Genomic DNA, 19793 nt, shown 5'->3' with positions numbered 1-19793 from the left:
CATTGCAGCAGTGCCACATTGCGGGACGGTTTCCTTCCTATGTCCGATATCTGCGTGCTCGTCCTCGACGACGATCCGCCGCCCGACCTGGACCGACTCCGCGGCCGGGCCCAAGTGATCAGCACGGGCGAGGAAGAGCTCGCCGAGCTGCTGCCCTCCGCCGACGTGGTGCTGGTGTGGGACTTCACCTCGCCCGCGGTGCGCAGAGCCTGGCCGGGGCCAGGACCGCGGCCCGGATGGGTGCACACCCCGAGCGCCGGGGTCGACCATGTGCTCTCCCCCGAGTTCGCCGCCTCGGACACCGTACTGACCAACGCCCGCGGGGTCTTCGACCGGCCCATCGCGGAGTACGTCGCCGGTCTCGTGCTGGCGATGGCCAAGGACCTGCCGGGCACCTGGGAGCGGCAGCGGCAGCGCCGCTGGCAGCACCGCGAGACCCTGCGGCTCGCGGGGACCCGGGCGGTGGTGGTGGGCGCCGGGCCGATCGGGCGGGCCATCGCGGAGACGCTGGGCTGCCTGGACGTGCGTACGGAGCTGGTGGGCAGGACCGCGCGCGAGGGCGTACGCGGGCAGGCGGAGCTGCCGGCGCTGCTGGTGGAGGCCGACTGGGTGGTCTGCGCGGCGCCGCTGACGGAGGAGACCCGCGGGATGTTCGGCAGCGACGCGTTCGCGGCGATGCCGGACCGGGCCCGGTTCATCAACGTCGGCCGCGGCCCGCTGGTCGACACCACGGCGCTGGTGGCGGCGCTGGAGCAGCAGGAGATCGCGGCGGCAGCCCTGGACGTCTTCGAGAACGAGCCGCTGGCGCCCGAGGACCCGCTGTGGCAGGTCCCGGGGCTGTTCGTCTCGCCGCACATGAGCGGCGACATCGTGGGGTGGCGCGGGGCGCTGTCCGACCAGTTCCTGGAGCTGTTCGACCTCTGGGAGGCGGGCCGGCCGCTCTTCAACGTCGTGGACAAGCAGCTCGGGTACGTACGGTGACGCACAATGCGGAGAAGGTGACGGCAACCGAGGAGGCGGCGGGATGACGGGGAGTACGGATCCGGCGGATCTCACGGCGGTGGAGCTGCTGCGCGGCTACCGCTCGGGCGAGCTGTCGCCCGTCGAGGCCACCCGCGCGGCCCTCGCGCGCGCGGACCGGGCGCAGGAGCTGACCAACGCCTTCGTCACCCTCGGCGACGCGGTACGGGACGCGGCGCTCGCCCGCGCCGAGGCGTCCGCGCGCCGCTGGCAGCGCGGCGAGCCCGCCGGGCTGCTCGACGGCGTGCCGGTGACCGTCAAGGACATGATCCTGGAGCGCGGCGCGCCCACGCTGCGCGGCTCCAGGCTGGTCGACCCGGACCGGGAGTGGGACGAGGACGGCCCCTCGGTGGCGCGGCTGCGCGAGCACGGGGCGGTGTTCCTGGGCAAGACCACGACGCCGGAGTTCGGCTGGAAGGGCACCACGGACAGCCCGCTGAGCGGGGTCACCGTCAATCCGTACGACGCGGGCCGCACCACCGGCGGCTCCAGCGGCGGCAGCGCGGCGGCGGTGGCGCTGGGCGCGGGGCCGCTGAGCCTGGGCACGGACGGCGGCGGCTCGGTGCGGATCCCGGCGGCGTTCTGCGGGATCGTGGCGCTGAAGGCCACGTACGGGCGGGTGCCGCTGTATCCGGCGAGCCCCTTCGGCACGCTGGCGCACGTCGGGCCGATGACGCGGGACGTCCGGGACACGGCGCTGATGATGGACGTGATCAGCGGCGCGGACCCGCGGGACTGGTCGCAGCTCGGCCCGCCCGCGGGCGGCTTCGTCGACGCCCTGGACGGGGCCGCCGACGGCGTGCGGGGGCTGCGGGTGGCGTACAGCCCGTCCTTCGGCGGGCAGGTGCCCGTCGACCGGCAGGTGGCCGCGGTGGTACGGGGCGCGGTGGAGCGGCTCTCCGATCTGGGCGCGTACGTGGAGGAGGCCGACCCGCGGCTGTGCGAGGGGCTCGCGGCCTGCCAGGAGGCGTTCCACACGCTGTGGTTCAGCGGCGCCGCGCGGGTGGTGCAGCCGTACGGTCCGGGGGCGCGAGAGCTGCTGGATCCGGGGCTGAAGGAGATCGTGGAGCTGGGCGAGCGGTACAGCGCGCTGGACTACCTGGCCGCGGTGGACGTGCGGATGGCGCTCGGGCAGTCGATGGGGCGCTTCCACCAGACGTACGACGTGCTGGTGACGCCGACCGTGCCGATCACGGCGTTCGAGGCGGGGGCGGAGGTGCCGAAGGACTCGGGGTTCACCCGGTGGACGGGGTGGACCCCGTTCACGTACCCCTTCAACCTCACGCAGCAGCCGGCCGTCAGCCTGCCCTGCGGGGTGGACGGGGCGGGTCTGCCCGTGGGGCTGCAGCTCGTCGGGGCACGGCACCGGGACGCGCTGGTGCTGCGCACGGCGCAGGCGCTGTACGAGTCGGGGATCGCGGACGGCATCCGGCCGCCGGCCCTGGGCTGAGCCGTGCGGACGCTACGGGGCCGCGGACCGCGGCCCCGTACCGCCGTCCGGGTCAGAGCCGGCGGAAGTTGAGGGTCTCGCCGAGCGCGCCGGCGCGCCAGAGGTCCTGGCAGGCGGCGGTCATCTCGTCCAGCCCCTCCACGACCGAGCCCCACACGATGCCGGGGACCCAGCCGGTGTCGCCGTTGATGAGCAGGTTGTTCCGCTCGTAGAAGAGCGCGAGGTCGACGACGCTGGCGCGGCCCTGGTGCTTGGCCTCGGTCTCGTAGCCGTAGCTGGCGGTGCCGAGCACGGTGTCGGTGAAGCTGAAGTAGCACAGGTCCCCGGGGATGGGGGTGACCGTGGGGTTCTCCAGCGGCGGCTCGGCGGGCGCGAACGCGGGGAGCAGGGCGTAGATCTCGTTGCGGGCGTATTTCGCGTGGTAGACGTCGCCGCCGAGCGGTAGCGCGTTCCAGACCGCGGCGCAGGTCATGGGGGCTCTGTCGTCGAGCAGTTTCGCCGTGCAGCGGACGTCCCGCTTGGCCAGAGAGACTTCGACAAATCGTGCAGACATGCACCACTCCCTCGTTCGGTGTATCCCACGATAACGGGAGGATCACCGGCCGGAACCGACCCGCATAACTTCGGCGGGGACGGGTAGCCGCGCGCCCATGGTTCTACGTGGTGAGAACGAGACGAGAAGCGGGCCGGGCGGGCTGAGGCGCCGCACGCTGCTCGCATCAGCCGCCGCCGTCGGCGCGGCCGGCGCGATCGGCGGAGCCGCCGGTTGCAGCCGGACGGCCGAGGCGGACGGCACCGTCGAAGGGGGTGACCTGCTCGAAGAGCTGCGGGACCGCGGCGTCGTCAAGGTCGGCATCGCCGGCGAGGTGCCCTTCGGCTATATCAACGAGGACGGCGACGCCGTCGGGGAGGCACCGGCCATCGCCGAGGTGGTCTTCAAGCGCCTGGGGATTCCGAAGATCGAACCCGTGCCGGTGGAGTTCGGTGCGCTGATCCCGGGACTCAAGGTGGCGCTGTTCGACGTGGTGTCCGCGGGAATGTACATCAACCCGGACAGGTGTGCCCAGGTGCTCTTCGCCGACCCCGATTACCTGATGCTGGACGCCTTCATCGTGAAGAAGGGCAACCCGCACGGCATCGGGGATTACAAGGACATCGCCGAGAAGGGCCTGAAGCTGGCCAGCGGCACCGCGTACGCCGAGATCGACTACGCGAAGGCCAACGGCGTCAAGGAGGTCCTGGTCCTGCCGGACCAGGTGGCCGGCCTGGAGGCCGTCGAGCAGGGCCGCGTGGACGCCTTCGCCGGCACGAGCGTCACCGTGAACAACGCGGTCAGGGGCTCCAACCGGGCGGAGGGCACGAAGCCCTTCCAGCCGATCGTCGACGGCGAGCCCGCGTACGGCGCGGGCGGCTTCGCGTTCCGGCTCTCGGAGAAGAACCTGCGCGACGCCTTCAACACGGAGCTGCACAAGCTCAAGGACAGCGGCGAGCTCCTGCGTATCGTCAAGCCCTTCGGCTTCACCGAACGGGAGATGACGGACCTGACGGTGAAGGAGCTCTGTCCCTGATGATGAGCTGGGAGTTCTTCCGGGAGTGGTTCCTCCCGGGCATCTGGGTCACGGTCCAGGTGCTGGTCTACAGCGCGGTGCTGTCCGCCGTCGTGGCGTTCGTCATCGGTACGCTGCGGACCTCGCGGTTCTGGATCGTGCGGTTCCTGGCGGGCGCGTACTTCGAGATCTTCCGCGGCATGTCCGCGCTGATCTTCATGTTCTGGATGGCCTTCGCGGTGCCACTGATGCTCGGCTGGCAGTTCGTGCCGCTGTGGTCCGGCACCCTGGCCCTCGGCCTGACCTACGGCGCGTACGGCTCCGAGATCGTCCGCGGCGCGCTGGCGGCGGTGCCCGCGGCGCAGCGGGAGGCGGGCATCGCGCTCAGCTTCACCCGCTGGCAGCGGCTGCGGCGAATAGAGCTGCCGCAGGCGTGGCCCGAGATGATCCCGCCGTTCAACAACCTCCTGATCGAGCTGTTGAAGGGCACGTCGCTGGTGTCGGTCATCGCCGTCGCCGACATGACGTTCGCCGGGAACCTGCTGCGGCTGGCGAAGAACGAGAGCGCGCCGATCTACACGCTGCTGCTGGTCCTGTACTTCATTCTCGCGTTCATCCTCACCCGCCTCATGCGGATGCTGGAGCGCCGGGCCAAAGCGGGGGTGGGCCGGGCTCCGGAGAAGAGGAAGGGCTTGCTCTCCCGCAAGCTCAGCCCCAGCGGTGAGTCCATGCAGGCGAGCACTCAAGGCGCTGGAGGTCTGGGATGACGTTCGACTGGGAGGTCGTCGACGATTTCATGCCACGGTTCTGGGACGGCGTGCTCGTCACGCTCCAGGCCCTGGCGCTCGGCACGCTGATCGCCTTCGCGCTCGGCCTGGTCTGGGCCATGGCGCAGCGCGCGCCGCAGCGGTGGGTCCGCTGGCCGGTGACCGCGATCACCGAGTTCATACGGAACACGCCGCTGCTGGTGCAGTTGTTCTTCCTGTTCTACGTGGTGCCCCAGTGGGGTCCGTCCATGTCCCCGCTCACCACCGGCATCGTCGGCCTGGGCCTGCACTACTCGACGTACACCGCCGAGGTGTACCGCGCGGGCATCGACGGCGTGCCGGTCGGCCAGTGGGAGGCGGCGAAGGCGCTGAGCCTGTCGCGCGGCCGGACGTGGTCGTCCGTGATCCTGCCGCAGGCCATCCGCCGGGTGGTGCCCGCGCTGGGCAACTACGTGGTCGCGATGCTCAAGGACTCGCCGATGATCGCCGTCATCGGCGCGCTGGACATGCTCGGCGAGGCCCGGCAGTTCAGCAACGAGACCTTCACCACCGAGGCCATCACCGTCGTGGGCGTGGCGTTCATCGTGATCGCGTACCCCGCTTCCCTCTTGATCCGAGTCCTGGAGCGTCGCCTTGTCAACAACACCTGAGTCCGCCACCGAGAACCCGCCCGTGGACGGCAGCGAGCTGATCCGCTTCCACAACGTGACCAAGCGGTTCGGCGACAACGTCGTCCTGGACGACCTGTGCTTCGACGTCTCGTCGGGCAAGCACGTGACGCTCATCGGCCCCTCGGGATCCGGCAAGACGACGATCCTGCGGCTGCTGATGACCCTGGTGAAGCCGGACAGCGGCACCATCAAGGTCAACGACGACTACCTCTTCCACGAGGAGCGCAACGGCAAGCTGGAGCCGGCGGGCGAGAACCACATCCGCGAGGTGCGCAAGAACATCGGCATGGTGTTCCAGCAGTTCAACCTCTTCCCGAACATGAAGGTGATGCGGAACATCACCGAGGCCCCGGTGCACGTGCTGGGGATGGGGAAGGACGAGGCGGAGACCCGCGCGCGGGAGCTGCTGGAGCTGGTGGGCCTCACCGAGCACATCGACAAGTACCCCACCCAGCTCTCCGGCGGCCAGCAGCAGCGCGTGGCGATCGCCCGCGCGCTGGCGATGCGGCCGCAGGTGCTGCTGCTGGACGAGGTCACCTCGGCGCTGGACCCGGAGCTGGTGGCGGGCGTGCTCGACCTGCTGCGGGACATCGCGCAGACGACGGACATCACGATGCTGTGCGTCACCCACGAGATGAACTTCGCCCGGGACATCTCCGACGACGTGCTGATGTTCGACGCCGGAAAGATCATCGAGTCCGGGCCGCCGGAGAAGATCTTCAGCGAGCCGGAGAACGAGCGTACGCAGCAGTTCCTGAACGCGATCCTCTGAGACGCGGCGGACGCCATCCGGCGGGCGCCCTCCGGTCACGGAGGACGCCCGCCGGCGTGCTTCCCGGGAGAGCAGTGAGATACGGACAACTACGGGGAGGAGGGGGCTTCCGGGGCCTGACGGCGGGGAAAGCGGGGAACACCTGAGGAGACACTTCAGGGAGACCACGTGGCGGTCCTGCACCCGCCTCCCGGGGACCAGCCCCCGGGCCGGCGGTCCGAGCCGACGGACGAACCCGCGGCGTCCTTCCCCTCCGTAGGGCACGCTCTCCGCGTGCTGGAGTCCGCGGCCCGGCACGGCGGCGAGGGGGTGCCAGTCGCCCGGCTCGCCCGCGAGACCGGCCTGCCGCCCGGGCCCCTGGCGCATCTGCTGCTGACGCTGCGCAGGCAGCGCTACCTGGAGCGGCTGGAGGACGGCTCGTACACCATCGGCGAGGCGGTGGCGCTGCTCGGCGCGGGCGGGAGCAGGACGCGGGCGGTGCACGACAAGCTGCAGCGGGAGATGAACGAGCTGCGGAAGGCGACGCGGGCGGCGATATACCTCGGCCGGTACGAGGACGGGGAGGTCCGCGTCACGCAGATCGCGGACGCGCCGGGGACGCCGCGGGTGAACGAGTGGGTGGACTTCCGCTCGGCGGCGCACGCGACGGCGATAGGCAAGTGCCTCCTGACCCAACTGGACCACGACGCCCGCCGCGACCACCTCTCCCGCCACCGCGCGGCGCGGCTGACGTCCCGCACGATCACGAGCGAGGCGGCGGTCCTGGCCGCCCTGGACCGCCAGGTGGCCACGGTCCCGACCCTGGACCTCCAGGAGTACGCGGTCGGCACGGTCTGCGCGGCGGTCCCCCTCACGGCGGGCCTGGACATAGGCTGCGTGGCCCTGTCCCTCCCGGTGGCCCAGACCCACCGCCTGCGCGCGGCGGCGGAAAGGCTGAACAGGGAGGCGGCGAACCTGCTGCTGGCCCTGTCGCTGTAGCACTGGATGCGGCGGACGGGCAGCCCCGGCCGGACAGAGCAGGTGGCGGGCGAACCGAGCGGCCCGCCGGGATCCGGGCCCGCACACCGGCACCCAGGTGCCGGGCGCACGGGCGGGTGCTGTCCTGGTCCGTAGGCCCTGCGCCGCAGGCGCGGTGCGTCCCGCCCCCGCCCCGGCCGCCGGGCTTCGAATCCCGCGCACGCGCGGCGAGACCGCGCCGCCGTCGCCGCCGTGCCCGCGCAGCGGGTCGCGTGCGGCGGGAGGGATTCGAACCCTCAAGCCCTGTCAGGGGCCACAGATCCTAAGTCTGCTGCGTCAGCCATTGCGCCACCGCCGCTCCGCCCGGAATGTTACCCGTCCCCCGATCGCGGCCCGGATACGGCGGGTTGGGCCCGGCGTCGTAGGGTGCGGCCATGCGTAGCGAACTGCTGGCCGACGATGCGTGGGCGCTTCTCGGCGGGGGGCCGAGGGCCGTGCTGGGGCTCGCGGGGGCGCCCGGGGCCGGGAAGTCGACGCTGGCCCGCGCGCTCGTCGCCGCGCTGCGCGCGCGGCACGGAGCCGGCGCCGCCGCGTACGTGCCGCTCGACGGCTTCCACCTCTCCAACGCCCAGCTCGACCGCCTCGGCCTGCGCGACCGCAAGGGCTCCGAGCCGAGCTTCGACGCCGCCGGCTACGCCGCCCTCCTGCGCCGGCTCGCGGAGGAGCCCGGAGCCGAGGTGTACGTACCGGACTTCGACCGCGCCCTCGACGAGCCCGTCGCCGCCCGGCACCACGTCCCGCCCGGCACCCGGCTGATCGTCACCGAGGGCAACTACCTCGCCTGCGACCTCCCCGGCTGGCGCGAGGCGCGGGAGCTGATGGCCGGGGTCTGGTACGTCGACGCCCCGGACGCCGTACGCGACGCGCGGCTGATGGCGCGGCACGTGGGCTTCGGCCGTACCGCGGCCGCCTCCCGCGCCTGGATCGACGCGAACGACGCACCCAACGCCGACCTGGTGAAGGCGTCCCGCGGGCGGGCCGACCGCGTGGTGGTGGCAGACGACCCGGGCGAAGCCGGGGACGCCGCCGCCGGCCACCCGCTCGGCGACATCCTCGTCGTCAGCGGGCCGCCCGGGGCCGGCAAGACCACCGTGGCCCGGCTCCTCGCCGGCGAGGCCGAACCCAGCGTCCACCTCCACACCGACGACTTCTGGGCGTTCATCGCCCGCGGCGGCATCGCCCCCTACCTGCCCGCCGCCCGGCACCAGAACGAGACCGTCGTCGCCGTCGCCGCGGGCGCCGCGGCCCGGTACGCCGCCGGCGGCTTCCGCGTCGTGCTCGACGGCGTCGTAGGACCCTGGTTCGTCGACGCCTACCGCGCCGCCGCCCGCGCCGCCGGCGTCCCCCTGCACTACGTCGTCCTGCGCCCCGACGAGCGCACGACGCTGGCCCGCGCCACCGCCCGCACCGGACCCGACGCGCTGACCGACCCCGAGCCCGTACGGGCGATGCACCGGGAGTTCGCCGACCTCGGCCCGTACGAGGCACACGCGCTGGACACCGGCGGCCAGCCGCCCGAGGCGACCGCCGCCGCCGTGCGCGACGCCGTCGCGGCGGGGGCGTACCGCCTCGGCTGAGGGCCCGCGGACACGCGAAGAGCCCGGGCCTTCCGGCCCGGGCTCTTCGGGGTGCGTACGCCGCCAGGGACTCGAACCCCGGACCCGCTGATTAAGAGTCAGCTGCTCTAACCAACTGAGCTAGCGGCGCAGGTCGTCTTGCACGACGCCGTCAAGCATACCGGCTCTGCGGGGGTGCTCAGGCACCGTCCGGGAGCCGTACGACCCGGCCCTCCGCCGCCGAGCGGCGGGCCGCCTCCAGCACCCGCAGCGTCGCCACGGCCTCCGCGGCGGTGACCGGCGGAGGCGTGCCGGTGCGCAGGGCCTCGACGATGCCCGCGTAGTACGCGGGGTAGGCGCCCGGCAGGGTGGGCACGGGTTCGCCGCCGCCGGTGAGCGGGGACTCCCCCGCGCCGAGGCGGCCCCACGCGGACTCCGCTTCCGCGCCCCAGGTCCCGTCCCCGTCCCCCGGGCGGCGGCCGTCGCGCAGCGCCGCCTCCTGCGGGTCGAGCCCGTACTTCACGTAGCCGGCGCGGCTGCCCAGCACCCGGAAGCGCGGCCCGAGCTGCGGGGCCATCGCGGTCATCCACAGGTGCGTACGGACGCCTCCGGCGTGCACCAGCGCGACGAAGTCGTCGTCGTCCACCACCGAGCCCGCCCGGCGGGCGTCGGACTCGGCGTAGACGGAGGTCACCGGGCCGAAGAGGGTCAGCGCCTGGTCGACGAGGTGGCTGCCCAGGTCGTACAGCAGCCCGCCGACGTCCGCCGGGTCGGCGGAGTCGCGCCAGCCGCCGCGCAGCGCGGGGCGCCAGCGCTCGAAGCGGGACTCGAAGCGGTGGACGTCGCCGAGGGAGCCGTCGGCGAGGAGCGCGGCGAGAGTGCGGAAGTCGTTGTCCCAGCGGCGGTTGTGGAAGGCGGAGAGGAGCAGCCCGCGAGCGTCGGCGAGGGTGGCCAGTTCGCCGGCCTCGGCGGCGGTGGCGGCCAGCGGCTTGTCCACGACGACCGGCAGACCGGCCTCCAGCGCGGCGGTGGCCAGCGGCACGTGGGTGCGGTTGGGAGAGGCGACGACGGCGAGGTCGAGGCGGTCGGCGCGGGCGAGGAGGTCGTCCGCGGTGGCGACGGTGGTGGCGTCCGGGTACGCGGCGCGCACCTGCTTCTGCCGCTCGGGGTCGCCGGTGACGACGGTGTCGAGCACCAGCCCGTCCGTGGCCGCGACGAGCGGGGCGTGGAAGACGGACCCGGCGAGTCCGTAACCGAAGAGACCGACGCGCAGGGGGGTGCCAGGGGTGCCATCCATGGCCGTCACTCAACCACACGGCCCGCGGCGCGCCAGGGGCGGGCGGGGGTTGGCGCAGCGCTGTCCTCACGGGCCGGGGGGTTGCCCCGGACGGGCGTCATGAGGGCGGGCGTTGAGCCGTTCGGAGTCGCCTCGCCGATCGCCGGTGCGGGGACCGTGGCACGGTCGCGAGCATGGGACCGCGCTCTGCCTTCGCCGTCACGGCCGCCGCCGCAGCCCTCTTCCTCTGCCCCGTCACCCCCGCCGGGGCCGTCGGGGGCGGCGCGGCGGCGGCCCAGGAGCCGCCGCCGGGACGGGCGTTCGCGCCGCGCTGCGGCGACCCCGGGGCCGGCCGCTTCCCCGTGCGGACGGCGCTGCACGGCGACGGCGCCGCGCTCCGGGCCGGCGGCTCCCGGGGCGGGCTGACGCTCCGGCTGCACAACGCCTCCGCCGGGGCCTGCCGCGACGTCCACCCCGTGGTCGTGGTCGGCCACGAGGCCGGCGGGCGGCTGCGCCCTGCCGACATCCGGCTGGAGTTCCACGACGAGGAAGCACGGCGCTGGCGGCCGGTGGCCTTCGAGCGGACGGGCGCGGACGAGAGCGCGGGGGTGTTCGCGGGCGGCTCCCGCGGCTTCGTGCTGCGGGCGGGCGAGAGCCGGGAGGTGCGGCTACGGGTCGGCTTCGCGCAGGGCGCTCCGCCGGGGCGGGTGACGCTGAACGTGACGACGGTGCAGCGGCGCGGGGACGACGGCGAGTGGGTGGGGCAGTCGAAGGACTACGAGACGGGCATCGAGCCGGGGCGGCGGTGCTGCGGCGGGACGGGGGAACCGGAGGACGCGACGAAGCGCCCCGCGGAGCCGGAGGAGGGAGCGACACCGCAGCGCCCACGACGCCACCGGGAACCGCCCGGGCCGCGGGAGAGCGGGGGCCCGGAGAGACGGGAGCCCCGGGCGGAGAGCGGCCCGCCGGAAGCGCGGAGCACGCCGGAGGCGCCGGGTTCGCCCAGAGCGCCGGGGAGGGGAACGCCGGGGACGCCGGGGACGCCGCGGGCGCGGGGAGGATCGGAAGCGCCGGGGACACCGGGGTCCACGGGAGCGCCGGGAACGCCCGGGAGCCCGGGGGCACCTGACGTACCGGCGGCACCGGAAGCGCCGGGGAGCCCGGCAGCCCCTGGCCTTCCGGCGGCACCGGGAGCGCCGGACGTACCGCCGGCACCTGGCCCACGGGGTACGCCGGCCACGCCCCCGGCGCCGAAGGGCGCCCCCGTACCGCAGTGGCCCGGCGACGCAACGCCCGCCCCGCCCCGGCTCCCCGGTACCGCCCCCATGCCGGAGAGCCTCGCGGCCACGGGCGGGTCGGCAACAGCCGCGGCCGCCGCGGCAACCGGCTCCCTCCTCCTCGGCGCCGCCCTCCTCCGCACCGCCCACCGCCGACGCCGCACCCCCCGAAACCCACCCGACCCACCCCACCCCTGACCCGGTCCTCCAGAGCTGACCCCGTGCCCCCTCGATCCCGCCACTCCCGCATCCAGCCCGGCGACCCCGTCCCCGAAGCACCGCACCAACCCACCCCCGAACCACCCGACCCCACCCCCTCCCCCACTCTTCTCCCTCCGCCCCCCTCAGTCCCGCCGCTCCTGCGTCTAGGCTGGTGACCCCGTTCCCGAAGGCACCGGTTGGAGAGAGCAGATGGCGGAGCGCATGCCGGTCGAGTCCTGGCTGACGGACATGGACGGGGTGCTCATGCACGAAGGCATCCCGATCCCCGGCGCCGACGCCTTCATCAAGCGGCTGCGCGACTCCGGCAAGCCCTTCCTCGTGCTCACCAACAACTCCATCTACACCCCCGGCGACCTGCACGCCCGCCTCTCCCGCATCGGCCTCGACGTGCCCGTGCAGAACATCTGGACCTCCGCCCTCGCCACCGCCAAGTTCCTCGACGACCAGCGCCCCGGCGGCACCGCGTACGTCATCGGCGAGGCCGGGCTCACCACCGCGCTGCACGACCACGGCTACGTGCTCAGCGACCACCGACCCGACTACGTCGTCCTCGGCGAGACCCGCACGTACAGCTTCGAGGCGCTGACGAAGGCCATCCGGCTGATCGAGAACGGTGCCCGCTTCATCGCCACCAACCCGGACCAGACCGGCCCGTCCACCGAGGGCCCGCTGCCCGCCACCGGCGCCGTCGCCGCGCTCATCACCAAGGCGACCGGCAAGGAGCCGTACTTCGTCGGCAAGCCGAACCCGCTGATGATGCGCGCCGGGCTCAACCAGATCGGCGCCCACTCCGAGTCGACCGCGATGATCGGCGACCGGATGGACACCGACGTGCTGGCCGGGCTCGAGGCGGGCATGGAGACGTATCTGGTGCTGACCGGGCTCACCCGGGCGGACCAGGTGGAGCGCTTCCCGTACCGGCCCTCGCACATCGTCGACTCGATCGCCGACCTGGTCGAGCTGATCTGACCCCGCGCGCGGCGGGCCGCGGGCAAGCCCGCACCCGCCGTTCGGGTGGGCGGCGACCGGATCGGCGTAGCGCCGCCGCCCTGCGGATGCGCCGGCCGCCCGCCTCGCGACCCTGGGAGTGAGAGCTCCCGGAGGTCCCATGCGCCCGGTCCGTGTCTGCCTCGCCGCCGTGCTTCTGCTGACGGGCGGCGGCGCCGTCTCCTGTGCCACCGACGCGTTCGCGCAGGGCGAGGTGACGGTGACGCCGTACCGCGTGCAGCGCGGCGATCCGGTCCAGGTGAGCACCGGCGCCTGCCGGGGCGACTTCGCGTCGGCGGCCTCGGAGGCGTTCGAGGCGCCGGTGAACCTGCGGCCGGAGAACTTCGGCGGGCTCACCGGCCGCGGGAAGATCAAGTGGACCGCGCAGGCCGGTACGTACCCGGTGTGGGTCGACTGCGACGGCGGCAAGCGGGTGGCGCGCGGCCGGGTGGTGGTGGAGGAGCGGCACCAGCGTCCGGACCACTGGAAGAACAACTGGCACCACCAGCCCTGGTCGCCGGTGACCGCGGGCGGCGGCGGCACGGCGAAGAAGACGGACACGATCCGGGCGCAGGCCCGGGAGAAGAAGGGCACGGTGCCCGTCCTGCCCCTCGCCCTCGTCGGCGGCGGCGCGGCGGTCCTGGCCGTCACCTTCGTACGCCGCCGGACGCGCACCACCGCGTCCGGCACCCCGGACGGCGGCACCCCCGATGGCCGATAAGCCCGCCCGCCGCCCCGGTCTCGTCACGGCGGCCGCCTGGGGCGTGCTCCTGCTCGGCCTGGCGCTCTGGGGCCGCGACCTGGGCGAAGGGGACGGCGGCGGCGCGGTCTCCGACGGCGCCGCCGCCGCGCAGGTGCTACGCGACGGGCCCCCGGCGGCCCGGCCGTTGCCCGGCTCGGTGCCCGCGGGCGTCGCGGTGCCGTCGGTCGGGGTCGAGGGCCCGGTGATCAGCCGCGGGCTCGACGGGGACGGCGCGGTGGCGGCGCCGCCGTTCGGCAACGCGAACGAGATCGGCTGGTACCGCGGCGGCGCCCGGCCCGGCGCGGCCGGCGTCGCGGTCTTCGTCGGGCACATGGACACCCGCGCCAGGCCGGCGGTGTTCTACCGCCTCGGCGACGTGCGCCCCGGCGAGGAGGTCACGGTGTCGCGCGCGGACGGCAGGACCGCGGTGTTCACGGTGGAGCGGGTGGAGACCGTCGCCAAGGACGGCTTCGACGCCCAGCGCGTCTACGGGCAGCACAAGCGCGGCCGGGCCGAGATCCGCCTGCTCACCTGCGGCGGCGCGTACGAGTCGATGGCCAGGAGCTACACCGGAAACCTGGTGGTCTCCGGCTATCTCACGCAGGCGAAGTGACGTCGAGATCCTTGAGGAGCTTTGCGACATGACCGGTGGCCTTGACGTTGTACAGCGCCCGCTCGACCTTGCCGTCCTCGTCGACGACGACGGTGGAGCGGATGACGCCGGTCACCGTCTTTCCGTAGAGCTTCTTCTCGCCGAAGGCGCCGTACGCCTCCAGCACCGCCTTGTCGGGGTCGCCCACGAGCGTCACCCTCAGCGACTCCTTCTCCCGGAACTTCGCCAGCTTCGCCGGCTTGTCGGGCGAGACGCCGATGACGTCGTAGCCGGCGCCGGCGAGCAGGTCGAGGTTGTCGGTGAAGTCGCACGCCTGCTTGGTGCAGCCCGGGGTGAGCGCGGCCGGGTAGAAGTAGACGATGACCTTGCGGCCGCGGTGGCCGGCGAGGGACACATCCTTGCCATCCGCGTCGGGCAGGGTGAAGTCGGGGGCGGTGTCGCCGGGCTGCAGTCGCTCGCTCATGGTGCTTTCCCTACTCCTCGGTGCGGGGCGGATGTCGCACCCGAGCGTAACGGCTGACAGACTGTCGAAAAGCAGACGGACGGCGAGGACGGAGGCACCGCGGTGTCGGACGGCAGGACTCCCGCGCAGATCGAGGCGGACATCGCCCGCCGGCGGCAGGATCTCGCCGCGACACTCGACGAGATCTCGCTGCGGGTGAGCCCCAAGAACCTGGTGGACGAGGCCAGGGCCCGGACGAAGGGTGCGGTGGACCGCACCGCGGGGCAGGCGTTCGTGGTCGCGAACCGCGCCGTCGACAGCGCCCGCGGCGTGCTCGTCTCGCCCGACGGCGGCCCCCGGATGGAGCGCATCGTGCCGGTCGCGGTGACCCTTGTGGCGGTGGCCGGGCTGCTGGCGCTGGGCTCGCGGCGGCCGGGGAAGACCCGGGGCAGGCGACGGCGCCGCTAGCGGCGCGGGTACCGTCGGGTCCGTGAATACGCCCCACGACAAGCTGCCCATCCGGATGCTCCACGACCGGGTGCTCGTCCGCACCGACACCGCGGAGGGCGAGCGCCGGTCGAGCGGCGGCATCGTCATCCCCGCGACCGCGGCCGTGGGCCGCCGGCTGACCTGGGCAGAAGTGGTGGCCACGGGGCAGAACGTGCGGACGGTCGAGCCGGGCGACCGGGTGCTGTTCGACCCGGAGGACCGCGGCGAGGTCGAGGTGCGGGGCGTGGGCTACGTGCTGCTGCGCGAGCGCGACCTGCACGCGGTTGCCTCGGAGCGGCTGGAGGGCACGGAGGACTCGACCGGCCTGTACCTGTAACGGCCGCCGTCCCTCACGGCCGCCGTCCGTCACGGCCGCGTTCCGTGACGGCCGCCTCCGCCGGCTCCGGCAGAGGCACCCCGGCGGTCTTCTCCCGCGGCTTGCTACGGTTGGAGTAACCCGACGAGACGCGCCGTACCGGGTCACGCAAAGACGACGCACCCCCGTCAGTCCGACTACGGAGGTCCGTCTCATGGCCTGGATTCTGCTGCTCGTCGCCGGTCTGCTCGAAGTGGGCTGGGCGATAGGCATGAAGTACACCGAAGGCTTCACCCGCCTGTGGCCGAGCGTGTTCACCATCGCCGGCATCGCCGCGAGCATGATGCTGCTCGCGCAGGCCGCGAAGACCCTGCCCATCGGCACCGCGTACGGCGTGTGGGTGGGCATCGGCGCCGGCGGCGCGGCGCTGCTCGGCATGGCGGTGCTGGGCGAGCCCGCGACGGTGGCGCGGGTGTTCTTCGTCGCCCTGCTGCTGGTCGCGGTGGTCGGGCTGAAGGCGACGTCGGGGCACTGATCCCGGTACGTCCCCTGCCTGCCCCGCTCCGCCGACCGCTCCCTACTGCGGCACCGGCGGTGCCGCGCCCGCGGGTGCCGCGGGGACCGGCGGCGCGGCCGGCACCGGCGGTGCCGGGAGCGCCGCCGGGGCGGGCGCGGGCAGCGGCAGGGGGGCCGGGTCCGGCGCCGGGGGCGGCACGTACGGCATCCGCTGCCGGTGGCTGACCTCCAGGTCGAAGTCGCTCGCGGGCACGTCCCACAGCGCGTCCCGCGTGTACGCGCCCCAGATCTTCGCCGGCACCCCGCCGCCGCTGATCCGGTCCTCCCCCAGCACCCCGTGCAGCGACTTCTGCGCGCCCGTCTCCGGGTCCTGCCCCATCACGCCGACCACCGTCGCCAGCTCCGGGGTGTAGCCCGCGAACCACGCCGAGCGGTCGTGCTCGCCGGTGCCGGTCTTGCCGGCCGCGGGGCGTTCGGCGATCTGCGCCTCCTCGCCTGAGCCGTTCTCGACGACGTTCTGCAGCATCGCCGTCGTCGCGTCCGCCGCGTCGCGGGAGACCACGGGGTGCGGGCGCCGCGGCGGGAGCTGGAAGATCTCGCCGTTGCGGCTGAGTTCGTTCACGAGCCGGTAGCCGCCGTGGTCGCCGTGGCCGGCGAGGGTGGCGTACGCCTGCGCGAGGTCGAGCGCGCTGGGGGTGGCGGTGCCGAGGCCGATGGAGGGGTGGGCCTTCAGCTCCGGGGTGGCGGACGGCAGGCCGAGGCGGACGGCGGTGCCGCGGACCTTCTTGGGGCCGACGTCCTGGGCCATCTGCGCGTAGACGGAGTTGACCGACTCGTTGGTGGCGTCGGCGACGTTGAGGCGGCCGTACGAGACCTCGTCCTGGTTGCTCGGCGCGTAGCGGAGCGCCTTGCCCTTCTTGCCGATCACCCGGCGGTCGGTGTCGCCGTCGTACATCGTCCGCGGCGTGATCCGCTTGCCCTCCCAGTTCTTCGCCTTCTCCTGCACGGCGGCGGCGAAGACGAACGGCTTGAAGGTGGAGCCGGCCTGGTAGTCGCGGCGGGTGGCGTTGCTGACGTACTGCTGGGTGTAGTCGGTGCCGCCGTAGAGCGCGACGACCTTGCCGCTGGCGACGTCGATGGAGGCGCCGCCGACGCGCACGTAGGCGTCGGCGGGGTTGGACTCCGGGTCGAGCTGGTACGTCAGTTGCTCCTCCACGGCGCCGACGAAGGCGTCCTGCTTCTCGGGCTGGAGCGTGGTGACGATCCGGAAGCCGCCGGCGGCGAGGGTCTTCTCGTCGATGATGCGGTGCTCGGTGAGGTAGCTGTTGATGGCCTCGACGAGGTAGCCGCGCTGCCCGGACAGGCCGGGGTCGAGCCGGGACGGCTCGGGCACGGGGAACTCGAGGCTGCCGCGGCTGCCGGGCGCGAGCCAGCCCTCCTTGACCATGCCGTCCAGGACGTAGTTCCAGCGGGCCTCGGCGGCGGGCCGGTTGTCGGGGTGCACGGCCACGTCGTACGTGCTCGGGGCCTGGAGCAGCGTCGCGAGGAACGCGCCCTCGGCGACGGTCAGTTCCTCGACGTCCTTGTCGTAGTACGCCTGGGCGGCGGCCTGCACGCCGTAGGCGTTGCGGCCGAAGTAGCTGGTGTTGAGGTAGCCCTCCAGGACGTCGTCCTTGGTGACCTCGCGGTCCAGCTTGATGGCGATGAACGCCTCGCGGAGCTTGCGGCTGATCGTCTGCTCCTGGTCGAGGTAGTAGTTCTTCACGTACTGCTGGGTGATGGTCGAGCCCGACTGGGTGCCCTTGCCGGTCAGGGTGTTGAAGCCGGCCCTGACCATGGCCATCGGGTTGACCGCGGAGTCGGAGTAGAACTCGCGGTCCTCGGCGGCCAGGACGGCCATCCGCACGTGGTCGGGGATGCGCCGCAACTCCACGCTCTCGCGGTCGACCTCGCCCTTGTCGGCGAGCTTGGTGCCGTCGGCGTAGAAGTAGTGGTTGCTCTGCGCGGTCGCCATGTCGTTGGGCCGCGGGATGTCGACGGTCAGATAGCCGACGGCGAACGCGCCCGAGGCCAGCGCCACCGTCAGCATCGCGGCGCCCAGCAGCACCTTCCACCAGGTCCTGCGGTACGTGCGCCGCCGGCGGGGCTGCGCGGGGCGGCCGGTAGGCGGGGGCGCCGGTTCGAGGTCCGTACGCTCGGCGTCCTCCGGCTCCGCCTGAGGGCCGAAGCTCCGGGTGCCCTGTCGCATCTCCGTGTGGCTCATCTGCCGTCCGTGGCTCGATCCGTCATCCGATATGACACTTGCGAGCAGTTTGTCATTAAGAATGCAGATATCCAGTAGGTGTGGATAATCGGTCGCAGTCCTCAACCCGACTGGACTAGAGTCGGGCTCTTTGTGCGTGGGGCTCATCGGCGGAGCCCCCGGGGAGAGCGGGGGTGGCGGGAGCATGCGCGGGTCCGAGGCCCTGCGGGACGCACCCGCCGTGCAGGCACTGCGGCTCTACGGGCTGGTGGCCGCCGGCGGCTTCCGCCGGTTCTCGACGTACCGCGCGGCCACCGCCGCCGGCGTCTTCACCAACACCGTCTTCGGCTTCATCCTGGCGTACACCTTCATCGCGCTCTGGCACGAGCGCCCGCAGCTCGGCGGCTACGACCAGGCGCAGGCGCTCACCTTCGTCTGGATCGGCCAGGCGCTGCTGGCGCCCGCCGCCCTCCTCGGCTACGGCTTCCAGGAGGACCTCCAGGAGCGCATCCGCTCCGGCGACGTGGCCGTGGACCTCTACCGGCCCGCGGACCTGCAGCTCTGGTGGTGCGCCCACGACATGGGCCGGGCCGCGTTCCAACTGCTCGGCCGCGGCGTCGTGCCGATGGCGGTGGGCGCGCTGGCGTTCGAGCTGGCGCTGCCCACGGCGGCGCACACCTGGCTGCTCTTCCTGCTCTCCGTGACGCTGGGCTGCGTGGTGAGCTTCGCCATCCGCTACCTGGTCGGCCTCGCCGCGTTCTGGCTGCTCGACGGCCAGGGGATCAACCTGATGAACTCGCTGGTGGCGATGCTCCTGTCCGGCACCCTGCTGCCGCTGACCGTCTTCCCCGGCGCCGCCGGCGACATCGCGCAGGCGCTGCCGTGGGCGGCGATGCTCCAGGTCCCCGCCGACGTGCTGCTCGGCCGGCACACCGGCGCGGGCCTCGCCGGGGCGCTGGCGTTCCAGACGGCGTGGGCGGTGGCGCTGCTGGCCGCCGGGCGGGCGATGCAGGCGCTCGCCACCCGCAAGGTGGTGGTGCAGGGTGGCTGACCTGGCCGGTGGGGTGCGGGGGTACGGGCTGATCGTCGCCATGTGGGTGCGTACGACGATGACGTACCGCATGTCGTTCGCCATCACCGCGCTCGGCAACCTGCTGATGACCGCCGCCGACTTCGCCGCGATCGCGATCATGTTCTCGCACACCGACGTGCTCGGCGGCTTCACCTTCGCCGAGGTCGCGCTCCTCTATGGCACCACCTCCACCTCCCTGGGCCTGGCCGACCTGCTGCTGGGCAACCTGGACCGGGTCGGCAGCCGGATCCGCGACGGCACGATGGACACGCTGCTGGTCCGGCCGGTGCCGGTGTTCGCGCAGATAGCCGCCGACCGCTTCGCGCTGCGCCGGATCGGCCGGGTGCTGCAGGGGCTGATCGTGCTGGTCTGGTCGCTGACGGCGCTGGAAGGCGTGGCGTGGACGCCGGTCTCGGTGCTGCTGGTCCCGGTGATGGTGCTGTCGGGGACGGCGATCTACGGGGCGGTGTTCGCGTGCGGCGCGGCCTTCCAGTTCTGGGCCACGGACGCGGCCGAGGTGCAGAACTCCTTCACGTACGGCGGCAACACGCTGACCCAGTACCCGCCGACGATCTTCAGCAAGGAGCTGGTGCGCGGCGTGACGTTCGCCGTGCCGCTGGCCTTCGTCAACTGGCTGCCCGCCCTGCACATCCTCGGCCGGGACGACCCGCTGGGCCTGCCGGGCTGGGTGGACTTCGCCTCGCCGCTGGTGGCCGCCGCGTGCTGCGCGCTGGCCGGGCTGGCGTGGCGCACGGGGCTGCGCGGCTACCGCAGCACGGGGAGCTGACGCGAGGTGCAC

The 19793-nt window shown here is 73.3% G+C and carries 21 protein-coding genes, 2 tRNA genes and 1 riboswitch; of the genes, 17 read left to right on the top strand and 6 right to left on the bottom strand.

From position 1 onward, the window contains the following. The first annotated feature begins 39 nt into the window (after positions 1-39). Together ACFYVJ_RS13435 and ACFYVJ_RS13430 are read left to right on the top strand one after the other, a co-directional pair. On the top strand, positions 40-981 hold the full coding sequence (locus ACFYVJ_RS13435) for a D-2-hydroxyacid dehydrogenase (RefSeq protein WP_388890118.1): 942 nt from the start codon (positions 40-42) through the stop codon (positions 979-981). Positions 982-1024: 43 nt separating this feature from the next. After that, positions 1025-2470 (top strand): amidase, encoded by a 1446-nt coding sequence (locus ACFYVJ_RS13430; RefSeq protein ID WP_388890115.1) that lies wholly within the window; start codon positions 1025-1027, stop codon positions 2468-2470. Positions 2471-2522: 52 nt separating this feature from the next. Here the strand turns inward: ACFYVJ_RS13430 and ACFYVJ_RS13425 are convergent, their stop codons facing one another. Then, complete coding sequence (locus tag ACFYVJ_RS13425; RefSeq protein ID WP_388890112.1) at positions 2523-3023, bottom strand: DUF3830 family protein; 501 nt, start codon at positions 3021-3023, stop codon at positions 2523-2525. A gap of 97 nt (positions 3024-3120) precedes the next feature. On the opposite strand from ACFYVJ_RS13425, the gene ehuB reads away from it, so the two are divergent. The 5 genes from ehuB (at position 3121) to ACFYVJ_RS13400 (ending at position 7205) form a co-directional block, all read left to right on the top strand. Next, on the top strand, positions 3121-4038 hold the full coding sequence (gene ehuB / locus ACFYVJ_RS13420) for an ectoine/hydroxyectoine ABC transporter substrate-binding protein EhuB (RefSeq protein ID WP_388890109.1): 918 nt from the start codon (positions 3121-3123) through the stop codon (positions 4036-4038). Then, a complete protein-coding gene (gene ehuC, locus ACFYVJ_RS13415) occupies positions 4038-4784 on the top strand; it encodes an ectoine/hydroxyectoine ABC transporter permease subunit EhuC (protein ID WP_388890107.1) in 747 nt (248 codons plus the stop codon). Before ehuB ends, ehuC begins: the two co-directional genes overlap by 1 nt. After that, a complete protein-coding gene (gene ehuD, locus ACFYVJ_RS13410) occupies positions 4781-5434 on the top strand; it encodes an ectoine/hydroxyectoine ABC transporter permease subunit EhuD (protein ID WP_388890105.1) in 654 nt (217 codons plus the stop codon). The genes ehuC and ehuD overlap by 4 nt, the downstream gene beginning before the upstream one ends. A gap of 22 nt (positions 5435-5456) precedes the next feature. Beyond that, positions 5457-6227: an ectoine/hydroxyectoine ABC transporter ATP-binding protein EhuA gene (ehuA, locus tag ACFYVJ_RS13405; protein ID WP_101424364.1), complete on the top strand. Its 771-nt coding sequence runs from the start codon at positions 5457-5459 to the stop codon at positions 6225-6227. Positions 6228-6404: 177 nt separating this feature from the next. Then, positions 6405-7205, top strand: coding sequence for an IclR family transcriptional regulator (locus ACFYVJ_RS13400; protein WP_388890422.1), 801 nt, complete (start codon positions 6405-6407; stop codon positions 7203-7205). A gap of 252 nt (positions 7206-7457) precedes the next feature. On the opposite strand, the gene ACFYVJ_RS13395 is transcribed toward ACFYVJ_RS13400, so the two are convergent. Continuing rightward, positions 7458-7542: transfer RNA gene (locus ACFYVJ_RS13395), tRNA-Leu, on the bottom strand. Between the two features lie 76 nt (positions 7543-7618). On the opposite strand from ACFYVJ_RS13395, the gene ACFYVJ_RS13390 reads away from it, so the two are divergent. Next, a complete protein-coding gene (locus tag ACFYVJ_RS13390; RefSeq protein ID WP_388890102.1) occupies positions 7619-8821 on the top strand; it encodes a nucleoside/nucleotide kinase family protein in 1203 nt (400 codons plus the stop codon). Positions 8822-8877: 56 nt separating this feature from the next. Here ACFYVJ_RS13390 and ACFYVJ_RS13385 read toward each other — a convergent pair. Together ACFYVJ_RS13385 and ACFYVJ_RS13380 are read right to left on the bottom strand one after the other, a co-directional pair. After that, positions 8878-8951 (bottom strand) — tRNA-Lys (locus ACFYVJ_RS13385). 48 nt (positions 8952-8999) lie between these two features. After that, positions 9000-10097 carry a Gfo/Idh/MocA family oxidoreductase gene (locus ACFYVJ_RS13380; protein ID WP_388890100.1) on the bottom strand — a complete coding sequence of 366 codons (1098 nt, stop codon included), beginning with the start codon at positions 10095-10097 and terminating at the stop codon, positions 9000-9002. A gap of 173 nt (positions 10098-10270) precedes the next feature. Here ACFYVJ_RS13380 and ACFYVJ_RS13375 point away from each other — a divergent pair, with 173 nt between their 5' ends. The 4 genes from ACFYVJ_RS13375 (at position 10271) to ACFYVJ_RS13360 (ending at position 13917) form a co-directional block, all read left to right on the top strand. Continuing rightward, positions 10271-11551, top strand: a complete 1281-nt coding sequence (locus ACFYVJ_RS13375) for a hypothetical protein (RefSeq protein ID WP_388890097.1) — start codon at positions 10271-10273, stop codon at positions 11549-11551. A gap of 213 nt (positions 11552-11764) precedes the next feature. Next, positions 11765-12544, top strand: a complete 780-nt coding sequence (locus ACFYVJ_RS13370; RefSeq protein ID WP_101424360.1) for an HAD-IIA family hydrolase — start codon at positions 11765-11767, stop codon at positions 12542-12544. A 139-nt stretch (positions 12545-12683) separates the two neighbouring features. Then, complete coding sequence (locus ACFYVJ_RS13365; RefSeq protein WP_388890094.1) at positions 12684-13283, top strand: hypothetical protein; 600 nt, start codon at positions 12684-12686, stop codon at positions 13281-13283. Further along, positions 13273-13917: a class F sortase gene (locus tag ACFYVJ_RS13360; protein WP_388890092.1), complete on the top strand. Its 645-nt coding sequence runs from the start codon at positions 13273-13275 to the stop codon at positions 13915-13917. The genes ACFYVJ_RS13365 and ACFYVJ_RS13360 overlap by 11 nt, the downstream gene beginning before the upstream one ends. Here ACFYVJ_RS13360 and bcp read toward each other — a convergent pair. Beyond that, complete coding sequence (gene bcp, locus ACFYVJ_RS13355) at positions 13901-14380, bottom strand: thioredoxin-dependent thiol peroxidase (protein ID WP_388890090.1); 480 nt, start codon at positions 14378-14380, stop codon at positions 13901-13903. The two genes, ACFYVJ_RS13360 and bcp, sit on opposite strands and share 17 nt — an antisense overlap. Positions 14381-14482: 102 nt before the next feature. Here bcp and ACFYVJ_RS13350 point away from each other — a divergent pair, with 102 nt between their 5' ends. From ACFYVJ_RS13350 to ACFYVJ_RS13340, 3 genes are all read left to right on the top strand, one after another. Continuing rightward, a complete protein-coding gene (locus tag ACFYVJ_RS13350; protein ID WP_388890087.1) occupies positions 14483-14827 on the top strand; it encodes a DUF3618 domain-containing protein in 345 nt (114 codons plus the stop codon). A 55-nt stretch (positions 14828-14882) separates the two neighbouring features. After that, positions 14883-15185, top strand: a complete 303-nt coding sequence (locus tag ACFYVJ_RS13345) for a co-chaperone GroES (protein WP_101426562.1) — start codon at positions 14883-14885, stop codon at positions 15183-15185. A 98-nt stretch (positions 15186-15283) separates the two neighbouring features. Further along, positions 15284-15348: riboswitch (guanidine-III (ykkC-III) riboswitch) on the top strand. A gap of 30 nt (positions 15349-15378) precedes the next feature. Then, positions 15379-15699 (top strand): DMT family transporter, encoded by a 321-nt coding sequence (locus ACFYVJ_RS13340; protein ID WP_388890084.1) that lies wholly within the window; start codon positions 15379-15381, stop codon positions 15697-15699. A 42-nt stretch (positions 15700-15741) separates the two neighbouring features. Here ACFYVJ_RS13340 and ACFYVJ_RS13335 read toward each other — a convergent pair whose 3' ends face one another. Beyond that, entirely contained in the window at positions 15742-17943 is a 2202-nt protein-coding gene (locus ACFYVJ_RS13335; protein ID WP_388890082.1) for a transglycosylase domain-containing protein, read from the bottom strand. Between the two features lie 184 nt (positions 17944-18127). Between ACFYVJ_RS13335 and ACFYVJ_RS13330 the strand changes: the two genes are divergently transcribed. Continuing rightward, positions 18128-18973: an ABC transporter permease gene (locus tag ACFYVJ_RS13330; RefSeq protein WP_388890080.1), complete on the top strand. Its 846-nt coding sequence runs from the start codon at positions 18128-18130 to the stop codon at positions 18971-18973. Further along, a complete protein-coding gene (locus ACFYVJ_RS13325; RefSeq protein WP_388890078.1) occupies positions 18966-19781 on the top strand; it encodes an ABC transporter permease in 816 nt (271 codons plus the stop codon). The genes ACFYVJ_RS13330 and ACFYVJ_RS13325 overlap by 8 nt, the downstream gene beginning before the upstream one ends. The last annotated feature ends 12 nt before the right edge of the window (positions 19782-19793 follow it).

The organism is Streptomyces sp. NPDC004134 (assembly GCF_042874195.1).
GTDB lineage: Bacteria > Actinomycetota > Actinomycetes > Streptomycetales > Streptomycetaceae > Streptomyces.
This window is presented reverse-complemented; position numbering and strand designations above follow the sequence as displayed.